The sequence below is a fragment of the Stenotrophomonas geniculata ATCC 19374 = JCM 13324 genome (genome assembly GCF_001431625.1).
Lineage (GTDB): Bacteria > Pseudomonadota > Gammaproteobacteria > Xanthomonadales > Xanthomonadaceae > Stenotrophomonas > Stenotrophomonas geniculata.
In genome coordinates this window covers 87,891-108,426 of the sequence record NZ_LLXT01000082.1, presented here as the reverse complement: position 1 = coordinate 108,426, position 20,536 = coordinate 87,891, and the positions used below count along the sequence as shown (strand labels likewise).

The 20,536-nt window shown below is 66.3% G+C and carries 16 protein-coding genes; 6 read left to right on the top strand and 10 right to left on the bottom strand.

Annotation, left to right across the window (positions count from 1 at the left end; translation table 11 throughout):
• Positions 1-8 precede the first annotated feature (8 nt).
• The 3 genes from ARC63_RS05165 to ARC63_RS05155 are packed head-to-tail and all read left to right on the top strand — an operon-like array spanning position 9 to position 4,526.
• Positions 9-2,807, top strand: coding sequence for a TonB-dependent receptor plug domain-containing protein (locus ARC63_RS05165; RefSeq protein WP_057502701.1), 2,799 nt, complete (start codon positions 9-11; stop codon positions 2,805-2,807).
• A gap of 46 nt (positions 2,808-2,853) precedes the next feature.
• The gene (locus ARC63_RS05160) at positions 2,854-3,810 is read left to right on the top strand and encodes a hypothetical protein (protein ID WP_057502700.1); all 957 of its coding nucleotides are present in this window, start codon (positions 2,854-2,856) and stop codon (positions 3,808-3,810) included.
• On the top strand, positions 3,807-4,526 hold the full coding sequence (locus ARC63_RS05155; RefSeq protein WP_049455613.1) for a hypothetical protein: 720 nt from the start codon (positions 3,807-3,809) through the stop codon (positions 4,524-4,526). The genes ARC63_RS05160 and ARC63_RS05155 overlap by 4 nt, the downstream gene beginning before the upstream one ends.
• Positions 4,527-4,608: 82 nt before the next feature.
• On the opposite strand, the gene ARC63_RS05150 is transcribed toward ARC63_RS05155, so the two are convergent.
• From ARC63_RS05150 to murJ, 7 genes are all read right to left on the bottom strand, one after another.
• Positions 4,609-5,274, bottom strand: a complete 666-nt coding sequence (locus tag ARC63_RS05150; protein WP_054171253.1) for a lysoplasmalogenase — start codon at positions 5,272-5,274, stop codon at positions 4,609-4,611.
• Positions 5,271-7,154, bottom strand: coding sequence for a M61 family metallopeptidase (locus tag ARC63_RS05145; RefSeq protein ID WP_057502699.1), 1,884 nt, complete (start codon positions 7,152-7,154; stop codon positions 5,271-5,273). The genes ARC63_RS05150 and ARC63_RS05145 overlap by 4 nt, the downstream gene beginning before the upstream one ends.
• 182 nt (positions 7,155-7,336) lie before the next feature.
• Positions 7,337-8,287, bottom strand: coding sequence for a 4-hydroxy-3-methylbut-2-enyl diphosphate reductase (ispH, locus tag ARC63_RS05140; protein ID WP_010483308.1), 951 nt, complete (start codon positions 8,285-8,287; stop codon positions 7,337-7,339).
• A 27-nt stretch (positions 8,288-8,314) separates the two neighbouring features.
• On the bottom strand, positions 8,315-8,839 hold the full coding sequence (lspA, locus tag ARC63_RS05135; protein ID WP_010483311.1) for a signal peptidase II: 525 nt from the start codon (positions 8,837-8,839) through the stop codon (positions 8,315-8,317).
• Complete coding sequence (gene ileS / locus ARC63_RS05130; RefSeq protein ID WP_049411378.1) at positions 8,839-11,670, bottom strand: isoleucine--tRNA ligase; 2,832 nt, start codon at positions 11,668-11,670, stop codon at positions 8,839-8,841. The genes lspA and ileS overlap by 1 nt, the downstream gene beginning before the upstream one ends.
• On the bottom strand, positions 11,667-12,614 hold the full coding sequence (locus ARC63_RS05125) for a bifunctional riboflavin kinase/FAD synthetase (protein WP_010483316.1): 948 nt from the start codon (positions 12,612-12,614) through the stop codon (positions 11,667-11,669). The genes ileS and ARC63_RS05125 overlap by 4 nt, the downstream gene beginning before the upstream one ends.
• 75 nt (positions 12,615-12,689) lie before the next feature.
• Positions 12,690-14,294 (bottom strand): murein biosynthesis integral membrane protein MurJ, encoded by a 1,605-nt coding sequence (gene murJ / locus ARC63_RS05120; RefSeq protein ID WP_057502698.1) that lies wholly within the window; start codon positions 14,292-14,294, stop codon positions 12,690-12,692.
• A 117-nt stretch (positions 14,295-14,411) separates the two neighbouring features.
• Between murJ and rpsT the strand changes: the two genes are divergently transcribed.
• Entirely contained in the window at positions 14,412-14,681 is a 270-nt protein-coding gene (gene rpsT / locus ARC63_RS05115; RefSeq protein WP_005408560.1) for a 30S ribosomal protein S20, read from the top strand.
• Positions 14,682-14,897: 216 nt separating this feature from the next.
• Here rpsT and cgtA read toward each other — a convergent pair whose 3' ends face one another.
• The 3 genes from cgtA to rplU form a co-directional block, all read right to left on the bottom strand.
• Positions 14,898-15,950, bottom strand: coding sequence for an Obg family GTPase CgtA (gene cgtA / locus ARC63_RS05110; RefSeq protein WP_057502697.1), 1,053 nt, complete (start codon positions 15,948-15,950; stop codon positions 14,898-14,900).
• A gap of 193 nt (positions 15,951-16,143) precedes the next feature.
• Positions 16,144-16,407 carry a 50S ribosomal protein L27 gene (gene rpmA / locus ARC63_RS05105; protein ID WP_005415704.1) on the bottom strand — a complete coding sequence of 88 codons (264 nt, stop codon included), beginning with the start codon at positions 16,405-16,407 and terminating at the stop codon, positions 16,144-16,146.
• Positions 16,408-16,425: 18 nt separating this feature from the next.
• The gene (gene rplU, locus ARC63_RS05100) at positions 16,426-16,734 is read right to left on the bottom strand and encodes a 50S ribosomal protein L21 (RefSeq protein WP_005408557.1); all 309 of its coding nucleotides are present in this window, start codon (positions 16,732-16,734) and stop codon (positions 16,426-16,428) included.
• A 338-nt stretch (positions 16,735-17,072) separates the two neighbouring features.
• Here rplU and uvrA point away from each other — a divergent pair, with 338 nt between their 5' ends.
• Positions 17,073-20,063, top strand: coding sequence for an excinuclease ABC subunit UvrA (uvrA, locus tag ARC63_RS05095; RefSeq protein ID WP_043396729.1), 2,991 nt, complete (start codon positions 17,073-17,075; stop codon positions 20,061-20,063).
• The gene (locus ARC63_RS05090; protein ID WP_010483330.1) at positions 20,063-20,470 is read left to right on the top strand and encodes an acyl-CoA thioesterase; all 408 of its coding nucleotides are present in this window, start codon (positions 20,063-20,065) and stop codon (positions 20,468-20,470) included. The genes uvrA and ARC63_RS05090 overlap by 1 nt, the downstream gene beginning before the upstream one ends.
• The last annotated feature ends 66 nt before the right edge of the window (positions 20,471-20,536 follow it).

Here is a 20,536-nt window from a genome sequence, read left to right as displayed (position 1 = left end):
GACCGGCAGTGACGGCAGGTCCGGGTGCGCTGCAGTGGGGGCTGCTCCGCGCCCTGCTATGCCTTGCACTGGGTGTTGCCGCACTACCGATGGCCGATGCCGGCGAGCCCGCCGGCACGCTGGAGATCGACGTGGGTGCGGGCCCACTGATACCGGCACTGCAGCAATGGGCCCGGCAGAGTGGCACCGCCCTGCTGTTCGACGCACGTGAACTGGATGATCTGCGCACCACTGGCACACGTGGCCAACGCGATACGGGGGCCTCCCTGAAGCTGCTGGTCGCCGGCCTGCCGGTGAACATCCTGCGCACGTCCTCGGGTGCCTTTGTCGTGCGACGTGTCCATCCCGAGCCACCTGCCACGCCACCGAAAGCGGTCGCAGCCCCGCGCCTGCCGCACCCGGCTCCCAGGTCCGCCGACACGCCACACCAGGTGGAACTGGCACCCATCCACGTCACCGGCAGCCGGCTGCCGCGCTCTTCGGTGCAGACCACACTGCCGGTCACCACCATCGATCGCGACGACATCCTGCGCAGTGGCTACGGCAATCTGTTCGACCTGCTGCGGCACCTGCCCGGCATGAACGGCCATCCCGCCATGAGTACCTCGCGCGGCGGCGATTCGCAGTACCTGCCGGTGGGTGCAGCGGCCACCACCAGCCTGGACGGCATGGGCCCGCGGGCGACGCTGTTCCTGGTCAACGGCCGGCGCCTGCCGCGTTATCCCATGGTGTCGCTGGAACAGGGCGGGCTCACCGACCTCGGCGGCATTCCGCTGAGCTTCGTCGACCGCATCGAACTGGTACGCGGCGGTGCCTCGGCCATCTATGGGGCCGATGCCATGTCCGGCGTGGTCAACATCATCCTGCGCGACCAGGCCGATGGGCCCGAAGCCATGCTGCAGACCGGACTCAGCAGCCGCGGCGATGCGGGCCAGTACCGCCTGCAGGCCGCCACGGGCGGCGCGCGTGGCAATGGGGACCGCTGGTTTGCCGGCCTGGATCTGCACCGTGTCGAGCATGTCGCCGGTGACCAGCGTGACTGGCATGCGGAAACCTCGCTGTATCCGATCGGCGCGATCTTCGGCAACTGGTACGTGCCCGCCCGACGCTGCGAGCCGCCCCTGAAGCGGCGCGAGGATGGCTGCTGGTTTGACAGCGCGCGCCCGCGTTCGCTGCAGCCCGCCTCGGATACCGCGTCGGCCTACCTGCACTACCGGCATGAACGTGGCGAGGGACGCTATGCCTATGTCGAGGCACGGGCCAGTCACAACCGTCAGCGCTTCGACCTGGGCCCGACTGCCGTTGCCGTAGTCTCGCGCGGAATCACCTTCAACAGTGTGCTGCGCGAGGCCGGCAACGTGCGCCCCAGCGTCCGCGCCACCGATGCGGACGTCACCGTCGGCATCGGCCGTGACCAGGGCCGGCGCAGCTGGGAGGTGGGCATCAGCGCGCAGCGCAGCGAAGTCACCTTGTCCACTGCCGGCACCGTGCGCACGACGCGCCTGCTTGAAGCAACGCAGGCGCGCAGGTTCACCCCCGGTTTCGACGCGCCGCCGGCGGCCGAGGCGGACACGCTGTTTCCGTCCATCCGCAACCGCGGCAGCACCGCACAATGGCAGGGCTGGTGGGGTGTGCAGCGTGAACTGATGGCGATGCCCGGGGGCAATGCGCAGCTGGCCACCGGCATCGACCTGCGCCATGAACGCTGGGTCTCGCGTCCGGATGCGCTGCTGAGCCAGGGCGACCTTGCGCTGGGCCTGCCGCAGCAGCAACGCCGCCTGTCGCGACAAAGCAGTGGCGTCTATACCGAGCTGGGCCTGCCGCTGGCACCCACGCTGCGCGCGGACCTGGCTGCACGCTGGGACCGCGACGGCGGCTTCATGGCGTTCTCGCCTCGTGCCGGGCTGCGCTGGAGCCCGACGCCGCACTGGTCGTTCCTGCTGGCCAGCGGGCGCGGTTACCGTGCACCGAGCCTGTTCGAGCAACGGCGGCCTCCCGGCTACTTCGGCTCGATCACGCTTCCGGTGTCCAATGCCCTTCCGGAATGTGCAATCGCCACCCGCGGTGGCGGCTGCAGCGTCACGGCCAACGTCGTAGAGAACGATGCACTGAAGGCCGAGCGATCGCGCAGCCATTCGCTGGCAGCCACGTGGACACCCAGCGACACGTTCTCGCTGTCGCTGACCCACAACATCGTGGAACTGCGCAACGAGATCCTCGCCCTGCAGCCCAGCGATGCGGTGTGGAATCGTAGTACCTGGGAACTGGATGAAGACGGCCACCTGAGCAGCCTGCGCCTGTCGTTCGACAACATCGGCCGCACCACCTCCCGCAACTGGGTGCTGCGTGGCGAGTACCGCATCGACAGCGGCAGCAACGGCCAGTGGTTGTTTTCGCTCGATGCGCTGAAACAGCAGGAGCTGCGCCGCCGCCGTGACCACGAGGCCGCCGTGGACCTGCGCGGCCACGTGACACCCGAGCTGGCTGCGGTGTTGAACGTGCAATGGCAGAACAGCAACTGGGACATCGCCCTGCGCGGCAACCAGGTCGGGCGCACCCGTGCCTGGCTGCCCGGGGCCGAGTGCCCGCAGGATCAGGTCGATCGGAACCAGTGCATGAATCCACGCCAGCTGCGCTGGAACCTGCACCTCGCACGTCGGCTGGGGCCGCGCCTCGTTGCAGCGCTGGATGTGCACAACGTACTCGATGCGCAACCGGTGAACTATCTGGTCGGCAATGGCGGACAGATGCCGGGCCTGGACGATCCGCTCGGCCGCTACTACCTGCTTACCCTGCAGTTCCGCTGAAGCGTAGTAATCTACGCGCCCTGTTCCACCGCGGTCCCCTTCCCCCATGAAAGCCTATCTCTGGTTCTGGGGCGCGTTCCTGCTGTTCTTCGCGTTGCCTTTTCCCTGCATTCTCTATTTCGGCACTTCGTGGCCGGTGGCGTTGGTCGACCGCAGCGCGCCGTGGCCGGCACTGTTGCTGCTCGCACTGTCGCTGGCCTTGTGGCTGACGCTGCTGTTCGCCTTCCTGCACTACCTGTTGCTGGGGCCACCGCGCGCACTGCACCGGGTGCAGTCGATCCTGGCCGACGGTGAACCGCGCAGTGCGCTGATCGAACAGGCCGAACAGACCGGCGTACAGGTGCGCGGCTTCGCGCAGTGGAAACTGCAGTTGTCCTTCAAGAACCTGTCAGGTACGCCGATCCGCGAACAGATGCTGGTGGTCGACAGCAAACCCCAGCTGCATCGCTTCGAGGTGGGCAGGCACATCGATGCGCGCCTGGGCCGGACGCCCGGGGCATTCCCCAACATCGTGCTGGACGATGCGCAGCCCGAACTGAATGTCGCCAGCCTGTGGCGGCGTGGCATCGGTGCAGCACTCGGCATCGCAGCCGTTGCCGCTGCCTATGTGTTGGCCTACCGGCTGCAGAACGAGGGGCTGGGCTGGACCTTCCTGTCGTTCGGTCACCCGCTGCTGGTATGCCCGCTGGTGCTGTGTGGCTATGCGCTGGGGCTGCGCCTGCTCGGCCGCCTGCTGCACGCCGATGCCCGCGGTGATGCGCTGAAGTATCGCGGCATCGGCGTGGAGGCCCGGGTATTGAAGGTCCGTCAGACCGGCACCTACCTCAACGAACAACCACAGGTGGAATTCCAGCTGGAATACATCGACCGCGAAGGCAGCGTGCAGCAGGCCCGCGTGCGCCGCTTCATCCCGCTGATTGAACTGGCCAACATCCCGCGCGAGCACGTGACGCTGCTGTACGACCCGGATGACCGCAGCAACGTGCGGCTGGAGGGAATATGAAACAGCCTCCCTCCACCCGCACGGTGTTCCTGGTACTGCTGCTGGTTCTGGCGGGCGCGGCCATTGCCGGCGGCGCAGTGCAGACCATCAGCGAAACGCTGGGGCATTCGGTACAGCCGGACCGGTTGCCCCCCTCCGTCCCGTCTCAGTCACAGCGCGAACAACCCGTATCGCTTGTGCCGTCCCCGGCGCCCTTCCCCGCGGCGAGTACCGCCGCGGCGCCCGAGCGCAACAATCGCCTGTTCGATGCGGACTACCTGCTGGCTGCCCGTCAGGCACTGGAGCAGCTGCCGGCACTGGCCGGCCAGCGGCTGACGGTCTTCCACAGCATCCACTTCTACGACGATGGCCGCATCAACCTGGATCTGGTCGATCCGCAACAGCCGGGCCACGTCGACAGCTATCACTTTGAACGTGGCCAGTGGCGCAAGGGCAATCCGGTGAACCCGCAGCAGTTCGCGCCGACCATCAGCCTGCAGCGCAGCAGCACATCCCTGGCCAGTATCGATTTCGAGGCCGTGCCGCGCGTGGCGCAGGCATTGCAGGAACAACGCAATGCCCTGCAGAACCCCGCATCCGAAGTCGGCCACGTGTATGTGATCGTGCGCAAGGGCGGCAAGCTGGTGTGGCTGCCGGACGAAGTGGCCGGTGACCGCGAATCCGTGCGCCTGCAGTTCGATGCGCAGGGCACTCTGCGCGGCGTGCACCGCCGATAGGCCACACAAAAAGGGGACGGAGGGGATTAAGTCGTATCTGCCTTGGTGCGGTTTTCGATTTAATCCCCTCCGTCCCCTTTTTCTATTTCACCGAGCGGGCGATGGCGTACTGCGCGCCGTAGTAGGTGGACAACACCAGCAGGCTGGCCAACGGCAGGCCACCGGCGAAGCGGTCCCAGGCCAGCAGGGAATCGCTGGCCACGAACAGCAATGCACCTGCCGCGGCCCAGCGCGCGCTTCGGGCGTCCACGGCACCGGGCTGCGGGCTGCGCCACTGCCGTGCCAGGGCCAGCACCGCCATCGACGCCAGCACCACCACGTAGGCCAGCACCGGCACACGCATCGGCACCGGCAGGTGCGGCCACAGGCCCATCACGTTGAGCACGGCAAATGCACCCAGCAGCACAGCGGCGCCGAACAGCCCACGCCCGGCACGCAGGCCATCGCGGAAGGCGACGATGTAGCAGACATGCGCCAGCAGGAACGCGACCAGTCCCGGCACGAACGCATCCATCGGCAGCATCAGCGCGATGTCGCCCACGCACGAAAGCAGCATGCCGGCCAGCACCGCGCGGCGGTAGAACGGCTGCGCCGGATCATGCACACGCCAGGCGATGGCCGCGATCAGCAGCGTGGTCGCGGGCTTGGCCAGCCAGTGCAGCCATCGCCCATCGCCGTGCAGGAACGCGCCGACGATGGCGAGGATCGTCATCAACAGGACCACGCCATCGCGGGCGCGCGACTTCATCGCGCCTTCCACAGATCTGCAAGGCGGTCTGGCTTGCCGGTGATGCGCTCCAGCACCGGGTACTGCAGGCCACCGTGATAAGCGATGCTCATGGTTTCAATGCGGTCGAACTGCTTCACCAGCAACATGATCGGCGCCTTGTCCTTCGCTGCCGCAGCCACCGCGTCCTTCAAGCGCTGGCTGCTGTACTCGCGCCCGCCCACCGCGATCACCTTCATGCCAGGTGCAAGACCGGCGTTGAAGGCCGGGCTGTCCCAGATCACATCACCGACCGTGCCGTTGTCGAGCACGGTCGCACCCAGCGAGTACGCCAGCAGCGCCGCCTTCGCGCGCTTCTCCTGCGCCTTGTAGGCATCGTTCGGGGTATCGCGGTAGACCAGCTTCCAACCCGCCAGCTCCAGGCCGCCAGTCAACGAACCGTGGCCGTCCAGGCGCCCGCGCAGGAACGTGGCCCAGTCGTACGGCGCGATGCCGTTCAAGGTCGCGACCACGTCATTGAAGGTGTACGGATTGACGTCCCAGTCGCCATTGCCGACGCCGAAAAAGGCGCGCGCGAAGTCGTCCAGGCTGCGGCGGTTGCCGCTCAGTTCGCGCAGCTTGCCCTCCACTTCCAGCCACAGCATCTGGCCGCCGGAGTAGTAGTCCTCGCTCATCTGGTAGTTGCGATACGGCAGCGTGCGACGCTGGGCGATGGTTGGGTCATTGGTGGTGTCCTGCAGCGGACGCCAGGCCAGGCCCGGGCGGCCACGGTCATAGGTCGCGGCCACATTGGCCAGCATGTCGCGCGCCTGCGCAGCCGACCACAACCCCGAGCGTGCTGCCAGCACCTGCCCCCAGAACTGGGTCTGCCCTTCGTACACCCACAGCAGGCTGTCGCCCATGGGCACGTTGAAGTTTGCGGTGGCCAGGTCGGCGCCGCGACGGTACTTGCCGTTCCAGGAATGGGTGTACTCGTGCGGCAGCAGGTCACGCATCCACGCGTTGCTGTCCCACTCGGTGAAGTAGCCCGGATCGGCACTGTTCTCGCTGGAACGGTGATGCTCCAGGCCGATGCCACCGAGGCGGTCGGTCAATGCCAGCAGGAACTCATAGTGGTTGTAGTGGCGCGCACCGTAGAGCTTGTCGGCCTGCTGCACCAGCGCGCGGTGCATCGTGATCTGCGCCTCGCTCGGCTTCAGCGACTTGGCGTCGTCGGCAAACACATTGAGGTGCACCGGCACCTTCGCACCCGGGTCGAGATCGATGCGCTGGTAGTGCTCACCGGCGAACAACGGCGAATCGACCAGGTGATCGTAGGAGATCGGCTTGAACACCACGGTGTCGCCGTCGCGGCGCGCGGTTTCCAGCGCAGTGGCGAACGACCAGCCCTTGGGCAGGGTCACGCTGGCCTGCGCCTGCAGCTGCCGTGCATCGATGCCGGCCGGATACAGCGAATTGGTATTCCACTGCAGGTTGAGCATCTCCGGGGTCATCACTACCCGCCCCTGGCTGCCACCCTGCGAAGACAGGAAATCGAAGTGGGCGACGATCTCGCTGACGCCCTCCGGTACGTTCACCTTGAAGGCATAGACGTTGTACTGGTCGCGCTGCCAGGCCAGCGGCCTGCCGTTGGCGGTCACGCGCAGGCCGGCCAGCTTGTCGATCGGGCCGGTGGGCGAATGGTTGCCGGGAATCCACTGCGGGTACAGCAGGGTCATCGGGCCGGGCTTGGCCGGTACGGTGGCGGTCACCTTGAAGATGCGACGGGCCAGGTCGCGTGCGTCGACCTCGATGCGCAGCAGGCCGGCAGCCGCCGCGTTCGCCGGTGGCGAGGTCTGCGCCAGTGCAGGCGTGGCCGCCAGCGCGAACAGCAACGACATCGCCAAGGCTCGGGGCTTCATCGGGCAACTTCCAACAACGGAGAATCTTCCGATGCTAGGCCTGTAACGTGCCCCGCCCCATGGCCAAAGGTCATGGGCAGGCCGCCCATCCTTGCATGCGAAAAAGCGTGCGAACCCGGGTTCGCACCCGCCAGAGCAGTTTCAGTAGATCCACGCCATGCGTGGATGAGGCGCTTCCGCGGTCAGTCGACCAACCGCAACCGCAGTTCCTTCGGCAGCGCGAACACCATCGATTCCGGTTCGCCGTCCAGTTCGCCCACGCCGCTGGCGCCCAGCTCGGCCAGGCGCGCGAGCACGCCGTCGACCAGCACCTGCGGCGCCGAGGCACCTGCGGTCACGCCGATGTGCTGCTTGCCTGCCACCCACGCCGGATCGATCTCGTGCGCGCCGTCGATCAGGTACGACTCCACGCCCTCACGGCGGGCCAGCTCGCTCAGACGGTTGGAGTTGGAGCTGTTCGGCGAACCGACCACCAGCACCAGGTCGCAGCGCTTGGCCAGGTCGCGCACGGCGTCCTGGCGGTTCTGCGTGGCGTAGCAGATGTCGTCGTTCTTCGGGCCCTGCATCGCCGGGAAGCGCTCGCGCAATGCATCGATGATGCCGCGCGTGTCGTCCACCGACAGCGTGGTCTGGGTGGTGTAGGCGAAGTTTTCCGGCTGGTTGATGTGCAGCGTGGCAACCTGCTCCACGTCCTCCACCAGGTAGATCTGGCCGGTGCCGGCTTCGCGGTTCCACTGGCCCATGGTGCCTTCCACTTCCGGGTGACCCGCGTGGCCGATCAGCACCACGTCACGGCCGGCACGGCAGTGGCGGGCGACCTCGAAGTGCACCTTGGTCACCAGCGGGCAGGTGGCGTCGAACACCTTCAGGCCACGGCGATCGGCTTCCTGGCGCACGGCCTGGGACACGCCATGGGCGCTGAAAATGACTGTGTTGTTGTCCGGCACTTCATCGAGTTCTTCGACGAAGATCGCGCCGCGCTGCTTCAGGTCGTCGACCACGAAGCGGTTGTGCACCACTTCATGGCGGACGTAGATGGGCGCGCCCAGCGTTTCGATCGCGCGCTTGACGATCTCGATCGCACGATCGACACCGGCACAGAAACCACGCGGGTTGGCGAGCAGCACATCCATCAGTTCAATCTCCCGGCAGCGGCCGGCTTACGGTTTCGGATTGGCATTATCCGCCTTTTTGGCGGACTTGCCGTCGAACAGGCCAAACAGGGCGATGCCGATGGCACCCACCACGATGGCCGAATCGGCGATGTTGAACGAGGGCCAGGTGTAGCTGCCCACGTACCACTGGATGAAATCGACCACATGACCATGCACCTGGCGGTCGATCACGTTGCCGATCGCGCCGCCGATGATCAGCGCATACGGCACGGCCGCCTTCCAGTTGCCACGGGCGGTGCCGCGCAGCCACCAGGCCATCAGGCCGCTGATGACGATCGCCAGCACGGTGAAGAAGTGCTTCTGCCAGCCACCGGCGTCGCTCAGGAAACTGAACGCCGCACCGGTGTTGTAGGTGCGGTACCAGTTCCAGAAGCCATCGATGACCACCACCGGCTGGAACTCCGGCAGGCTCGACAGGACCCAGGCCTTGGACCACTGGTCCAGGCCGATGATGGCCGCCGACAGCAGCAGCCAGACCAGGGCGTTCGGATGTGGACGGGGCGCGGCCATCAGAACCAGCTCCGCACTTCACCGGCACCGGTGATGTTGCTCACGCAGCGACCGCACAGCTCCGGATGATCGGCATTGCTGCCGACGTCGGCGCGGTGGTGCCAGCAACGCACGCACTTGGCCTTGGTGGTCGGCTGGGCGCTGACGAACACCTCGTCGGTGGTCGCCGGACGCACCTGCACGTCACCACTGATGAACAGGAAACGCAGTTCATCGGCCAGCGGCTGCCAGCGCGCGGCCTGCTCTTCGCTGGCGGCGATGGTGATTTCCGCTTCCAGCGCGGCACCGATGGCACCGTTGGCGCGCATCGGTTCCAGCACCTTGGCCACCTGCTCGCGCACAGCCAGCAGCTGGTCGAAATCGGCGGCGTTGAGCTGCGCATCGGCCGGCAGCGGCGCCAGGCCGTCGTACCAGGTGGTGAACAGCACGTGGCCGGCGTGCTCGCCCGGCAGGTAGCCCCACAGCTCGTCGGCGGTGAAGGTCAGGATCGGTGCGACCCAGCGGGTGAACGCTTCGGCGATGTGGTACATCGCGCTCTGCGCCGAACGGCGACCGTGCGAATCGGTCGGCATCGTGTACAGGCGGTCCTTGGTCACATCCAGGTACAGCGAGCCCAGGTCCACGCTGCAGAAGTTCAGCAGCAGCTGCACGATCTCGGCCATGTTGTAGCCGTCGTAGGCCGCCTTGATCTTCTCCTGCAGCTCCCACGCGCGATGCACGATCCAACGGTCCAGCGCGACCATCTGATCCAGCGGCTGCAGGTGCTGGGCCGGATCGAAACCGTCCAGGTTGCCGAGCAGGAAGCGTGCGGTATTGCGCAGGCGACGGTAGGCGTCGGCATTGCGCTTGAGGATCTCCTGCGACAGCGACATCTCGTTGCTGTAGTCGGCCGAGGCGATCCACAGGCGCAGGATGTCCGCGCCCAGCTTGTTCATGATGTCCTGCGGCTCGATGCCGTTGCCCAGCGACTTGGACATCTTGCGGCCGTGCTCGTCCACGGTGAAGCCATGGGTCAGGCACTGCTTGTACGGGGCGCGCTTGTCGATCGCCACGCCGGTCAGCAGCGAGGACTGGAACCAGCCACGGTGCTGGTCGGAACCTTCCAGGTACAGATCGGCCGGCTTGCCGAAGCCACGCGCGGCGAGCACGCCCTCATGAGTCACGCCCGAATCGAACCAGACGTCGAGGATGTCGGTGACCTTCTCGTAGTCGGCCGCTTCGGCACCCAGCAGTTCGGCAGCATCCAGCGAATACCACACGTCGATGCCCTCGGCTTCGACGCGGTCGGCGACCTGCTGCATCAGTTCCACCGAACGCGGGTGGATCTCGCCGGTCTGGCGATGGGTGAACAGTGCGATCGGCACACCCCAGGTGCGCTGGCGCGAGATGGTCCAGTCCGGACGACCGTCGACCATGCTCTGGATGCGCGCCTTGCCCCAGGTCGGGAACCAGCCGACGGTGTCGATGGCGGCCAGCGCATCGTTGCGCAGGTTGGCCTTGTCCATCGAGATGAACCACTGCGGAGTGGCGCGGAACACCACCGGCGTCTTGTGGCGCCAGCAGTGCGGGTAGCTGTGGCGGATCGGATGGAACGCCAGCAGCGAACCGTTGTCGCGCAGCACGCCGACGATGGCCTCCTGCGCCTTCCACAGGTGCTGGCCAGCCAGCACCACGTCACCGGCCGGCGGGGTCGATTCCAGGTACACGCCACGGCCGTCGATCGGGGTCACCTGGCCGGCGTTGTACTTGTCCAGCAGGCCGTACTTCTGGCTGACCACGAAGTCTTCCTGGCCATGGCCGGGGGCGGTATGCACCGCACCGGTACCGTCCTCGTCGGACACATGGTCGCCGTTGAGCACCAGGATCCCGCGTTCCGGGTAGAACGGATGCGCCAGGAGCTGGTTTTCCAGCGCCGCGCCGGTGGTTTCACCGTGCAGCACCACTTCGTCCACGCCGTAGCGCTGCAGTGCGCGCTCGGCCAGCGCGGCAGCCAGCACCAGCCAACGGCGCTTGCCGTTGTGCGCCGGGCCTTCGGCCAGGACGTAGTTGATCTCCGCACCAAGTGATACCGCCAGCGAGGCCGGCAGCGTCCACGGGGTGGTGGTCCAGATCGGCACCGCCACTTCGACGTCGGCCGGCACGCTCACGCCGAACGCCTGGCCGATGGCCTGCGCATCACGCGCGGCGTAGGCCACGTCGATCGCCGGCGATTCCTTTTCCTGGTACTCGATCTCGGCCTCGGCCAGCGCCGAGCCACAGTCGAAGCACCAGTACACCGGCTTGGCGCCGCGGACCAGGTGGCCATTGGCCACGACCTTGGCCAGCGCACGGATCTCGTTGGCTTCGAAGTCGAAGCTCAGGGTCTTGTACGGGTTGTCCCAGTCGCCGGTCACACCCAGGCGCTTGAAGTCCACGCGCTGGATGTTGATCTGCTCTTCGGCGAACTCGCGGCACTTCTGGCGGAATTCAACGGCGTCGAGCTTGGTGCCGACCTTGCCCCACTTCTTTTCGACCGCGATCTCGATCGGCAGGCCATGGCAGTCCCAGCCCGGCACGTAGGGCGCATCGAAGCCGGCCAGGTAGCGCGACTTGACGATGATGTCCTTCAGGATCTTGTTGACCGCGTGGCCGAGGTGGATGCGGCCGTTGGCGTACGGCGGGCCATCGTGCAGCACGAACAGCGGGCGGCCGGCGGCGTTGTCGCGCAGCTGCTGGTAGAGCCCCTGCGCTTCCCACTGCGCCAGAATGCCCGGCTCGCGCTTGGGCAGGTCGCCGCGCATCGGGAATTCGGTGGCTGGCAGGTTCAGGGTGGTCTTGTAGTCCTGGCTCACGCAGTGGCTCGCAATCTATGTTCGGAAAGGATGGCGCGCGCCTGTTCGGCGTCGCGGTGCATCTGGTCGGTCAGGGCCGCCAGATCATTGAATTTCTCTTCGTCGCGCAGCTTGGCGACGAATTCCACTTCGATGTGTCGACCGTACAGGTCGCCCTGGAAATCGAACAGGTGGGCTTCCAGCAGCGGCTCCACGCCCTCCACCGTCGGCCGCGTGCCGAAGCTGGACACCGACGGCCACGGCTGGTCGAACACGCCGTGCACCCAGGTCGCGTAGATGCCCGACAGCGCCGGGGTCTTCGGGAAACGCAGGTTGGCGGTGGGGAAGCCCAGCGTACGGCCGAGCTGGCGCCCGCGCACCACCCGGCCGCTGATCGCGTACGGTCGGCCCAGCAGATCGTTGGCGCGGGCGAAGTCGCCCTCCTGCAGCAGCTGGCGGATGCGGGTGCTGGAGATGCGCTCGCCATGCAGGTCGACCGCTTCGATTTCACCCGCGGTGAAGCCCAGTTCGGCGCCCATCTTCTGCAGCAGGGCCAGGTCGCCGCGACGGCGGTTGCCGAAGCAGAACTCCGGCCCGATCCAGACCTCACGCGCACTCAGGCGATTGACAAGCAGCTGGTGCACGAAGGTCTCGGCCGGCATCGCCGCCATTGCCGCGTCGAAACGCAGCAGGCCGATCGCATCGACACCGAGCTCGCGCAGGATCTCGACCTTGCTGCGGGCCAGGGTCAGCCGCGGCGGCGGCGTGCCCTGGGCGAAGAATTCACGCGGCAGCGGCTCGAACGCCACGGCCACCGCGGCCACGCCCAAGGCGCGCGCGCGGGCAACCGCGTGGCGGACCAGCGCACGATGACCCAGGTGGAGGCCGTCGAATGCACCGATACAGACCACGCTTCCGTTCGGGAACAGCTCCCCGCCCTCGACGCTTCTGAACAGCCTGCTCATCAACTCTCGTTCCGGCCCGACCGGGGCCGCCGCTTCAATGGTGTAACCCTGAAGTATAGCCGCCACAGGCCGCGATCAATGCCCACGCAGGTCGCGCGGGCGGAAGCCCATCGCCAGCATGGCCACCGCGTAGGTCGCACCGCCACCGCCGACCAGCAGCGACAGGCTGCCGATCCGCTCCCAGACACCCATCGCGGAGAACGCTGGCAGCCAGTGCAACAGGGCCAGCAGCACACCAACCATGGCCGCACAGGCCAGCAGCAGGCGCAGCAGATAGCCGCCCCAGCCCGGCCGGCGCTGGTAGACGTCGGTCCTGCCCAGCCAGTACCACAACAGGCCGAGGTTCAGGTAACTGGACAGTGCGCTGGCAATGCCCAGCGCCAGGTGCAGGCCCGGCTGCTTGCCGATGGCCGCCATTACGCCCTGCGCTTTCAGCTCATCGGGCACCATCACCTGGTACAGCACGGCCAGCAGCGCGAAGTTGAACACCATGTTGGCCACCAGCGCGGCCACACCGGCACGGACCGGAGTCTTGGTGTCCTGGCGGGCGTAGAACGCCGGCAGCACCACTTTCAACAGGGCGAACGCCGGCAGGCCGAAGCTCAGGCCGTACACCGACAGCGCGGTCATGCGGGTATCGAAGGCGCTGAACTGGCCGTGCTGGAAGATGGTTGCGATCAGCGGCTCGGCCAGCAGCAGCAGGCCCAGCATGGCCGGCACCGAGATCAGCAGGGTCATGCGCAGGCCCCAGTCCAGCGAGCGCGAGAAGCCCTCGCGGTCAGTACTCACGTGGTGGCGGGCCAGCGCCGGCAGGATCACCGTGCCCAGCGCCACGCCGAACACGCCCAGCGGCAGCTCCAGGAAGCGGTCGGCCAGCGACAGCCAGGACTGCGAGCCATCGGTCAGCTTGGCCGCGATGACGGTGTCCAGCAGCAGGTTGATCTGCGCCACCGACGAGCCGAACAGGGTCGGCACCATCAGCGTCATCACCTTGCGCACGCCCGGGTGGCGCCAGCCCCAGCGCGGCAGGGTCAGCAGGTTGATGCCCTTCAGCGAGGGCAGCTGGAACAGCAACTGCAGGATACCGGCGGCCAGTACCGCCCAGCCCAGTGCCAGGATTTGCTTCTCTGGAGTGCCGCCCAGCCGCGGGGCCAGCCACAGCGCACCGGCGATCATGCACAGGTTGAGGATGACCGGGGTGAGCGCCGGCATGGCGAAGCGCTGGAAGCTGTTCAGCGCGCCGCCGGCCAGCGCGGTGAGCGAGACGAACAACAGGAACGGGAAGGTCAGGCGGAACAGGTCGATCAGCAGGCCCTGCTTCACCGGGTCGGTATCAACGCCGCTTGAGAAGACCGAGGCCAGCTGCGGTGCGAAGATCAGCGCCACGGCGGTGACCAGCATCAGCACCCCACCCAGGGTACCGGCGGTGCGGGCCATCAACTCACGCAGTTCGGCGTGGCTGCGGGTTTCCTTCACTTCCGTGAACACCGGCACGAAAGCGGTGGCGAAAGAGCCTTCGGCGAACAACCGGCGCAGGAAATTGGGTACCCTGAAGGCAACCCAGAACGCATCGGTGACCGCATTGGTGCCGAACGTGGTGGTGATCACCTGGTCCCGGACAAGTCCGAGCACCCGCGAGACCATGGTCATGCTGCTGAACGACAGCAGGCCTCGCAACATCTTCGGTGAACTCACTCAGCGTCCCTCTTGACAATCGACTTGACGTGCATTTCTCGGGCCATCATACTAGCTAGCTTGCTGTTCCCATAACACCGATTTTTTCAGGAAACCACCACCGTGGCCAATATCAAGTCCGCCAAGAAGCGCGCCAAGCAGACCGTCGTGCGCAACGCGCGCAACGTGGCTCAGCGCTCGATGCTGCGCACCGCTGTCAAGAAAGTGATCAAGGCGCTGGACGCCAACGATGCCGCCGGCGCCGAAGCCGCCTTCGCCGTTGCCCAGCCGATCCTGGATCGCTTCAGCGCGCGTGGCCTGATCCACAAGAACAAGGCTGCTCGCCATAAGAGCCGCCTGAACGACCGCATCAAGGCCCTCAAGGCCGCCTGATCCGGCGTTGCCGCCCTGCCCTTCGGGGTTTGGGCTGCAGACAAAAGCCCGGCCTCGGCCGGGTTTTTTGTTGCCTGCGATCCAGCTTATGTAGAGCCGAGCCCACGCTCGGCTGCCGTCTGCGCGGAAAGCCGAGCATGGCTCGGCTCTACAGCAAAAGCAGTCCCAACAAAAAACCCGGCCGAAGCCGGGTTTTTGCACGGAACCACAACGGCATCACTGCGCGTTGCGGGCTTCCAGCTCGTCTTCCTTCTGGCGATCGAAGAACGCCATGATCCGGCTCATGATCGGGAAGGTGCCTTCGCGGCCCAGCGCCGAGACCAGGAACCACGGCTCCTTCCAGCCCAGCTCGGCGACGATCTGCTCGGCCGCGGCCTTCGCTTCGTCTTCGAACATCAGGTCAGCCTTGTTCAGCACCAGCCAGCGCGGCTTCTGCAGCAGCTCCGGATCGTGCTTTTCCAGTTCGCGCTCGATCGCACGCACCTGCTCGACCGGGGAAATGCCTTCCACCCCACCTTCCATCGGCGAGATGTCCACCAGGTGCAGCAGCAGGCGGGTGCGCTGCAGGTGGCGCAGGAACTGCGCGCCCAGACCGGCACCATCCGCCGCGCCTTCGATCAGGCCCGGAATATCGGCAATCACGAAGCTGCGGTGGTTCTCCACCTTCACCACACCCAGGTTCGGGTACAGCGTGGTGAACGGGTAATCGGCCACCTTCGGCGTTGCCGCCGAAACGGCACGGATCAGCGTGCTCTTGCCCGCGTTGGGGAAGCCCAGCAGGCCGACATCGGCCAGCAGCTTCAGCTCCAGCTTCAGCGTGCGCTCTTCGCCCGGCTCGCCCGGCAGCGCCTGGCGCGGCGAGCGGTTGGTCGAGCTCTTGAAGTGCATGTTGCCCAGGCCACCGCGACCGCCCTTGGCCACCAGCAGGCGGTCGCCGTGCTGGGTCAGGTCGCCGATGACTTCATCGGTGGCAACGTTGATCACCACGGTGCCGACCGGCACGGTGATGGTCAGGTCTGCGCCGCCCTTGCCATAGGCCTGGCGGCCCATGCCGTTCTCGCCGCGCTGCGCCTTGAAGATGCGCTCATGGCGGAAGTCGACCAGGGTGTTCAGGTTTTCGTCGGCGCGGATGTACACGCTGCCGCCCGCACCGCCGTCGCCGCCGTCCGGGCCGCCGAGCGGAATGAACTTCTCGCGACGGAAGCCAATGCAGCCGTTGCCGCCGTTGCCGGCGAACACTTCGATTTCTGCTTCGTCTACCAGTTTCATTGTTTCGATGCCTGCGATGGGCGCGGCCTGACTGCCGTCGCCTTGAATGTCATGCCGGCCGCGGGCCGACAACCCGGCATGGCCGGTCTTGCGTTCACTCTAACGAAAAGCCCCGCCGAAGCGGGGCTCTCCATGCAACGTGCTCTTCATCCAGCACAGCCATGCCGGGGCATGGGTGCCGGCGATGCCTGGATCAGGCGTCGGCCGAGACGATGCTGACGGTACGACGCTTCTTGGCGCCCTTGACCGAGAACTCCACCTTGCCGTCCACGAGGGCGAACAGGGTGTGGTCACGGCCCAGGCCAACGCCCGAACCCGGGTGGAACTGGGTGCCGCGCTGACGCACGATGATGTTGCCGGCTTCGATGGCCTGGCCGCCGAAGATCTTGACGCCCAGGTACTTCGGGTTGGAGTCGCGACCGTTGCGCGAGGAGCCTACGCCCTTTTTATGTGCCATGACTGCTTCTCCTGATGCTTAGCCGGCGATGCCGGTGATCTCGATTTCGGTGTAGTACTGACGGTGACCCTGACGCTTCATGTGGTGCTTGCGGCGACGGAACTTGATGATCCGGACCTTGTCAGCACGACCCTGGGACAGGACCTTGGCGGTGACGGCAGCGCCCTTCAGCGCATCGCCCAGCTTCACGCCGTCGCTGTCACCCAGCATCAGGATGTTGTCAAACTTGATCTCGCTGCCGACTTCGACTTCGAGCTTTTCAATGCGGAGCTTTTCGCCCTGCGCCACGCGGTATTGCTTACCGCCGGTGACCAGTACTGCGTACATGACCAGGCCTTCCTCTGTAGTTATTGTGGTCTGAGCTGCCGCCATCGAGGGCGGACAGGAGCGGAATTGTACGCAGATCAGCGGGCGCGGGTCAAGTCAACCCCTGCGCAGCCCGGGGGCCGGCCCTGTAGGGTCGAGCCATGCCCGGCTGAACGGTCCGGGGCCCAGGCAGCCGGGCATGGTCCGGCTCTACACAAAGCTGTCGGCCTGTCTCATCAGGTGAGACATCGGGCTGGCATTGTCGCCCATTGCCCCCATCTGGTCACCTCGGTAGGCTGACCGATTGCCGTTCCCTGCTGGCCCGGCACCCAGCCAACGCCCCCACAACCGGATCCCCCATGGCGATGGATTTCATCCGCATCCGCGGCGCGCGGACGCACAATCTGAAGAACCTCGACCTCGACCTGCCCCGCGACAAGCTGATCGTGATCACCGGCCTGTCCGGTTCGGGCAAGTCCTCGCTGGCGTTCGACACCATCTATGCAGAAGGCCAGCGCCGCTACGTCGAATCGCTGTCGGCCTATGCGCGCCAGTTCCTGAGCGTGATGGAAAAGCCGGACCTGGACCACATCGAAGGCCTGTCTCCGGCCATCTCGATCGAGCAGAAGTCGACCTCGCACAACCCGCGTTCGACGGTCGGCACCATCACCGAGATCTACGACTACCTGCGCCTGCTGTACGCCCGCGTCGGCACTCCGCGCTGCCCGGACCACGGCTATCCGCTGGAAGCGCAGACGGTCAGCCAGATGGTCGATCAGGTACTGACCCTGGACCCGGAACAGCGCTACATGCTGCTGGCCCCGGTCATCCGCGACCGCAAGGGCGAACACGCCCAGGTGTTCGACCAGCTGCGCGCGCAGGGCTTCGTGCGTGTGCGCGTGGACGGCGAGCTGCATGAAATCGATGCGGTGCCGCCGCTGGCGCTGCGCCAGAAGCACACCATCGAGGCGGTGATCGACCGCTTCCGCCCGCGCGAGGACATCAAGCAGCGCCTGGCCGAGAGCTTCGAGACCGCGCTGAAGCTCGGCGATGGCATGGCCTCGGTGCAGAGCCTGGACACCGCCGACGCCACGCCGGCACTGTTCTCCTCCAAGTACTCCTGCCCGGTCTGCGACTACTCGCTGCCGGAGCTGGAACCGCGTCTGTTCTCGTTCAACGCACCGATGGGTGCCTGTCCCGGCTGCGATGGCCTGGGCATCGCCGAGTTCTTCGACCCATCGCGCGTGGTCGTGCACCCGGAGCTGTCGCTGGCCGCTGGTGCGGTGCGTGGCTGGGACCGTCGCAACGCCTACTACTTCCAGCTGATCGCCTCGCTGGCCAAGCACTACAAGTTCGACGTGGACGCCGCGTGGAACTCGCTGTCGGCCAAGATCCAGCAGGCCGTGCTGTACGGCAGCGGCGACGAAACGATCACCTTCACCTACTTCACCGAAGCCGGTGGCCGCACCCAGCGCAAGCATCGCTTCGAGGGCATCATTCCCAACCTCGAACGCCGCTACAAGGAAACCGAATCGCCGGCGGTGCGCGAGGAGCTGTCCAAGTACATCAGCGAACAGCCGTGCCCGGAATGCAACGGCGCGCGCCTGAACAAGGCGGCACGCAACGTGTTCGTGGCCGATCGTCCGCTACCGGAGCTGGTGGTGCTGCCGATCGACGAGGCACTGAAGTTCTTCAGCGAACTGAGCCTGCCGGGCTGGCGCGGCGAGATCGCCGCGAAGATCGTCAAGGAGATCGGCGAACGCCTCGGCTTCCTGGTCGATGTCGGCCTGGATTACCTGACCCTGGAGCGCAAGGCCGACACCTTGTCCGGAGGCGAGGCGCAGCGCATCCGCCTGGCCAGCCAGATCGGCGCCGGCCTGGTCGGCGTGATGTACGTGCTCGACGAGCCGTCGATCGGCCTGCACCAGCGCGACAACGAACGCCTGCTCGGCACCCTCACCCGCCTGCGTGACCTGGGCAACACGGTGATCGTGGTCGAGCATGACGAGGATGCGATCCGGCTGGCCGACTATGTGCTGGACATCGGCCCGGGCGCGGGCGTGCACGGCGGCGAGATCGTCGGCCAGGGCACCCTGCAGGACATCCTGGAGGCACCACGCTCGCTGACCGGCCAGTACCTTTCGGGCAAGCGCGCGATCGAGATCCCGGCGCGCCGGCACACCCCGAACCCGAAAATGACCCTGCATCTGCGCGGGGCGACCGGCAACAACCTGAAGGGCGTGGACCTGGCGATTCCGTCGGGGCTGCTGACCTGCGTGACCGGCGTGTCCGGCTCGGGCAAGTCGACCCTGATCAACGACACCCTGTTCTCGCTGGCCGCCAACGAGATCAACGGCGCCTCGCATCCGATCGCTCCCTACAAGGAGATCGATGGCCTGGACCTGTTCGACAAGGTCGTGGACATCGACCAGTCGCCGATCGGCCGCACCCCGCGTTCGAACCCGGCCACCTACACCGGCCTGTTCACTCCCCTGCGCGAACTGTTCGCACAGGTGCCCGAAGCGCGTGCGCGTGGCTATTCGCCGGGCCGCTTCAGCTTCAACGTGCGCGGCGGCCGCTGCGAAGCCTGCCAGGGTGATGGCCTGATCAAGGTCGAAATGCACTTCCTGCCGGACGTGTACGTGCCGTGCGATGTCTGCCATGGCAAGCGCTACAACCGCGAGACGCTGGAGATCCTGTACAAGGGCTTCAACATCAACGACGTGCTGGAAATGACCGTCGAGGATGCGCTGAAGCTGTTCGAGCCGGTGCCGTCGATCGCGCGCAAGCTGGAAACGCTGGTCGACGTCGGCCTGAGCTACATCAAGCTGGGCCAGAGCGCGACCACATTGTCCGGTGGTGAAGCGCAGCGCGTGAAGCTGTCCAAGGAACTGTCACGCCGCGATACCGGCCGCACCCTGTACATCCTCGACGAGCCGACCACCGGCCTGCACTTCCACGACATCGAAGCGCTGCTGGGCGTGCTGCACAAGCTGCGCGACGAAGGCAACACGGTGGTGGTGATCGAGCACAACCTGGACGTGATCAAGACCGCCGACTGGATTGTGGATCTGGGACCGGAAGGCGGCCATCGCGGTGGCACCATCCTGGTCACCGGCACGCCGGAGGACGTGGCGGCCTGCCCGCAGTCGTACACCGGCCAGTTCCTGGCCCGCATGCTGCCCTCCACCAGCGCGCGCCCGGAGCAACCGGCTGCGGTGGCCAACAAGCCCGACGCCCGTCCGCCACGCAAGGTGAAGCCTGAGAAGCCGGCGAAGAAGGCGGTGGCTGCCAAGAGCACCGGCAAGACCAGCAAGACCGCGACGACCCGCAAGAAGAAGGACGCCTGATGAGCAGCGAACACAAGATCCTGGCCCGCATCCCGATCAGCGTGCGGTGGCGCGACATGGACAGCATGGGCCACGTCAACAACGCCAAGTACATTTCCTATCTGGAAGAAGCCCGCGTGCGCTGGATGCTGGGCGTTGAAGGCGTGTCGATGACCGACCGCATCGCACCGGTGGTGGCCGCGACCAACGTCAACTACCGGCTGCCGATCGTGTGGCCCAACGACATCCTGGTCGAGCTGTTCGTCGAGCGCCTGGGCAACAGCAGCGTGACCATCGGCCACCGCATCGTCGACCAGCAGGACGACTCAAAGCTGTACTCGGATGGCAACGTAGTGGTGGTGTGGATGGATACGCAGACCGGCAGGAGCGCACCGCTGCCGGAGGCGATCCGCAGCGCGTCGAGCTGATCCGCTTCTGGTAGATGCCGACCTTGGTCGGCGTCTGGTCCGCCGGGCATGGCCCGGCGATACCGT

Coding starts and splice junctions, on each gene's coding strand:
- uvrA (WP_043396729.1), top strand. CDS start 17,073: ATGGCGATGGATTTCATCCGCATCCGCGGCGCGCGGACGCACAATCTG.
- ARC63_RS05150 (WP_054171253.1), bottom strand. CDS start 5,274: ATGAAGTCGCGCGCCCGCGATGGCGTGGTCCTGTTGATGACGATCCTC.
- ARC63_RS05155 (WP_049455613.1), top strand. CDS start 3,807: ATGAAACAGCCTCCCTCCACCCGCACGGTGTTCCTGGTACTGCTGCTG.
- murJ (WP_057502698.1), bottom strand. CDS start 14,294: ATGTTGCGAGGCCTGCTGTCGTTCAGCAGCATGACCATGGTCTCGCGG.
- rplU (WP_005408557.1), bottom strand. CDS start 16,734: ATGTACGCAGTACTGGTCACCGGCGGTAAGCAATACCGCGTGGCGCAG.
- ARC63_RS05090 (WP_010483330.1), top strand. CDS start 20,063: ATGAGCAGCGAACACAAGATCCTGGCCCGCATCCCGATCAGCGTGCGG.
- ispH (WP_010483308.1), bottom strand. CDS start 8,287: ATGGATGTGCTGCTCGCCAACCCGCGTGGTTTCTGTGCCGGTGTCGAT.
- ARC63_RS05125 (WP_010483316.1), bottom strand. CDS start 12,614: ATGAGCAGGCTGTTCAGAAGCGTCGAGGGCGGGGAGCTGTTCCCGAAC.
- ARC63_RS05160 (WP_057502700.1), top strand. CDS start 2,854: ATGAAAGCCTATCTCTGGTTCTGGGGCGCGTTCCTGCTGTTCTTCGCG.
- ARC63_RS05145 (WP_057502699.1), bottom strand. CDS start 7,154: ATGAAGCCCCGAGCCTTGGCGATGTCGTTGCTGTTCGCGCTGGCGGCC.
- cgtA (WP_057502697.1), bottom strand. CDS start 15,950: ATGAAACTGGTAGACGAAGCAGAAATCGAAGTGTTCGCCGGCAACGGC.
- lspA (WP_010483311.1), bottom strand. CDS start 8,839: ATGGCCGCGCCCCGTCCACATCCGAACGCCCTGGTCTGGCTGCTGCTG.
- rpmA (WP_005415704.1), bottom strand. CDS start 16,407: ATGGCACATAAAAAGGGCGTAGGCTCCTCGCGCAACGGTCGCGACTCC.